At 45.0% G+C, this 2,481-nt stretch carries 3 protein-coding genes; 2 read left to right on the forward strand and 1 reads right to left on the reverse strand.

Going from position 1 to position 2,481, the window contains the following annotated elements; all coding sequences use genetic code 11:
* Both pstB and phoU read left to right on the forward strand, forming a co-directional pair.
* Positions 1-669, forward strand: a 669-nt coding sequence (gene pstB / locus QTO00_RS18045) for a phosphate ABC transporter ATP-binding protein PstB (protein ID WP_331426010.1), incomplete at its 5' end; no start/stop codon positions are given.
* A 51-nt stretch (positions 670-720) separates the two neighbouring features.
* The gene (gene phoU, locus QTO00_RS18050; RefSeq protein WP_331426011.1) at positions 721-1,419 is read left to right on the forward strand and encodes a phosphate signaling complex protein PhoU; all 699 of its coding nucleotides are present in this window, start codon (positions 721-723) and stop codon (positions 1,417-1,419) included.
* Positions 1,420-1,550: 131 nt separating this feature from the next.
* On the opposite strand, the gene ppk2 is transcribed toward phoU, so the two are convergent.
* Positions 1,551-2,333 (reverse strand): polyphosphate kinase 2, encoded by a 783-nt coding sequence (ppk2, locus tag QTO00_RS18055; protein WP_331426012.1) that lies wholly within the window; start codon positions 2,331-2,333, stop codon positions 1,551-1,553.
* Positions 2,334-2,481: the final 148 nt, after the last annotated feature.

Genomic DNA, 2,481 nt, shown 5'->3' on the forward strand with positions numbered 1-2,481 from the left:
GGACAAGTCACGGCGTTCATTGGCCCATCGGGGTGTGGTAAGTCAACGCTACTGCGCTGTATTAATCGCATGAACGATTTGGTGGAAGGCTGTCGCGTTGAAGGTAAAGTTAAGCTACATGGTAAGAACGTCTATCATCCGAAAGTTGATGTGGCGACGTTGCGCCGCCGCGTTGGAATGGTTTTTCAACGTCCAAATCCGTTTCCCAAGTCAATTTATGAAAATGTCGTTTATGGCCTGAGGTTACAGGGAATTAATAACAGCCGAGATCTGAATGACGCAGTAGAGCGTTCACTAAGAGCCGCAGCATTGTGGGATGAGGTGAAAGATCGCTTACATGAAAACGCATTTGGTCTCTCTGGTGGTCAGCAGCAACGTTTGGTGATTGCACGTGCGATTGCGATTGAGCCTGAGGTGTTATTGCTTGATGAACCAACCTCTGCACTTGATCCTATTTCCACTTTAACCATCGAAGAGCTGATCAACGAACTCAAAACGCAATATACTGTTGTTATCGTTACTCATAACATGCAACAGGCGGCACGAGTCAGTGATCACACGGCGTTTATCCACATGGGTAAACTGATTGAGTACTCTGATACAGACTCTATCTTCACCTCGCCACTGAAGAAACAGACGGAAGATTATATTACTGGCCGTTACGGCTAATTCGTTAGAATTAGATGTTTTAAACTATCCATTGGGAGAAGCACGTTAACTATGAATTTTGGACGCCACATTTCAGGTCAATTCAATGCTGAGTTAGAGTCGATCCGAACCCATGTACTTACCATGGGTGGTTTGGTCGAGCAGCAGCTTTCGTTTGCGATGCAGGCTTTGCACAAGGAAGATATTGAGCTGGCGAGAAAGGTGGTTCGTGACGATCATAAAGTTAACGCGATGGAAGTCTCGATTGATGAAGCTTGTACTCGAATCATTGCTAAGCGCCAACCGACAGCGAAAGATCTCCGTTTGATCATGGCGATCATAAAAACCATTACTGACTTAGAACGTATTGGTGATGTAGCGACTAAGATTGCGTATGTTGCGATTGAAAGCCCATCTTCGAAAGAGCGTCAGTTTCATGTCTCGTTAGAACCCCTATGTCGCCAAGCGATAACTATGTTACACCAAGTACTTGATGCTTTTGCTCGTATGGATGTCGATGCTGCCGCTGAAGTGTACAAGCTCGATGATAAGATAGATGCGGAATACGAAGCCGTGATCCGACAGTTGATGACATACATGATGGAAGACCCGAAGAATATTCCTAACATTCTTCAGGTGATGTGGTCTGCCCGCGCGATTGAGCGTGTTGGCGATCGCTGCCAGAATATCTGCGAATACATCATCTACTTTGTTAAGGGTAAAGATGTTCGCCACTTGGGCGAACAAAGCATTGATGACGCCCTGCGTTAGAAGTAGACAAGTTCCCTAGCGGTTGAGAGACAAACAGGCGCTGCGAGGCTTTACGCACAATTGAGTTCTTGCGACAAAACCAGAAGGTTTAAAACTAAATTGTAAAACAGATCTTTCGCCATGGGTTAGTCTTAATACTTTTGCGGAACAAAGGTTTGCTCTTCATGTGGAGCTCGAATATAGCCTTCTTTGTTAAGTACGGGTAGTTCAATTTCAGGGTAGGCTATGTTTTGATACTCAATTTGATCAAGCAGATGGCTGATGCAGTTGAGACGCGCTCGTTTTTTATCATCTGAAGGTACCACCCACCAAGGGCACTGCTTAGTATCGGTATAGGCAAACATCTTGTCTTTGGCTTCAGAATACTCTGCCCAGCGATTACGAGATTCTAAATCCATAGGGCTGAACTTCCAGCGTTTGATAGGAGTGTTAATGCGTTCTAGGAAGCGCTTTTCCTGTTCTTCATCTGAAACGGAAAACCAGTATTTGAGCAAGATGATCCCAGAACGCTGCAACATACGTTCAAATTCAGGGCAAGATCGCAGAAATTCTTCGTATTGCTCATCTGTGCAAAAGCCCATCACTTTCTCAACGCCCGCTCGGTTGTACCAGCTACGATCGAAAAGTACGATTTCACCTGCAGCAGGAAGATGGGCAACATAACGTTGGAAGTACCACTGAGTTTTCTCTTTTTCAGTCGGAGCGGGTAGGGCGGCAACTCGACATATTCTTGGGTTGAGTTTTTCTGTGATGCGCTTGATGACACCGCCTTTTCCTGCCGCGTCCCGACCTTCAAAGATAACAACAACTTTTAGCCCTTGTTGCTTAACCCACTCCTGTAGCTTAACCAACTCAATTTGCAGGCGTTGAAGCTCCTTTTCATAATACTTCTTATAGAGTTTACTCTTGCCCATAATGCACTCCTTTGTTATCAAAAGGTTAGCACTAGTGAGCATTAGATGAGAGATTTATCGCTAACAATTGAGAGTCTTTACGACTTTTTCAATCGCATTTCGGCTTGTCACTGGAATAGCGAAATCGTCGATGTTTTGCTGACCCATG

The organism is Vibrio sp. M260118 (genome assembly GCF_036533755.1).
Lineage (GTDB): Bacteria > Pseudomonadota > Gammaproteobacteria > Enterobacterales > Vibrionaceae > Vibrio.